At 67.9% G+C, this 1,025-nt stretch carries 1 protein-coding gene; it reads right to left on the minus strand.

The window, feature by feature from the left end; translation table 11 throughout:
* Positions 1 to 1,025 (minus strand): acyltransferase domain-containing protein (locus tag ACZ7KF_RS41590; protein ID WP_471087944.1); only part of this gene is annotated, 1,025 nt, incomplete at both ends.

Raw genomic sequence — 1,025 nt, forward strand, 5'->3', positions numbered from 1 at the left:
CCCAGCAACGCACGCGTCACCTCCTCCAAACGCACCCGCTCCCGCAAATTCCGATACCAATACCCCCCGTCCAACAACGCCGTATCCACCACCCCACCCGTCACCGTCGAATAGAACGGCACCGACGACGACACCGCCGACACACCCTCCAACACCCCCGCCAACTCACCCTCGACACGCTCCACCTCCACCGAATGAGACGCGTAATCCACCGGCACCCGGCGCACCCGCACCCCCTCCGCACGCAACTCCTCCTCCCACACCCCCAACACATCCACCCCACCCGCCACCACCACCGACGACGGACCATTCACCGCAGCAACCGACAACCCCCCACCCAAACGCCCCTCCACCACACCCACCGGCAAACCCACCGACAACATCCCACCCCCACCAGCAAGCGACGACGCAATCACCTGACTCCGCCGCGCCACCACCCGCGCACCCTCCTCCAACGACAACGCACCCACCACACACGCCGCCGCGATCTCCCCCTGCGAATGCCCCACCACACCAGCCGGCTCCACCCCGACCGACCGCCACAACCCCGCCAACGACACCATCACCGCCCACAACACGGGCTGCACCACATCAACCCGCCCCAACGCCTCCTCATCACCCAACACATCAACCAACGACCACCCCACGAACGGCGCCAACGCCTCCCCACACCGCGCCATCCACTCCGCGAACACCACCGACTCCGACAACAAACCCGACGCCATACCCACCCACTGCGCCCCCTGACCCGGGAACACGAACACCACACCCGCATCCCCACACACACCAGCGGACCCCGCCGACACACCACCCGCCACAGCCGCCAAACCGCCCAGCGCCTGCTCACGAGACCCGGCCACCACCACACCCCGATGACCGAACACCGCACGCGACGACAACGACAACGCCACATCACGCAGCCCCACATCCGGCCGCCCCTCCAAGAACACCGCAAGCCGCCGCGCCTGCTCACGCAACGCCCCCGCAGACCTCCCCGACAACGCCAACGGCACCACACCACGGGG

The sequence above is a fragment of the Streptomyces sp. NPDC038200 genome (assembly GCF_055600785.1).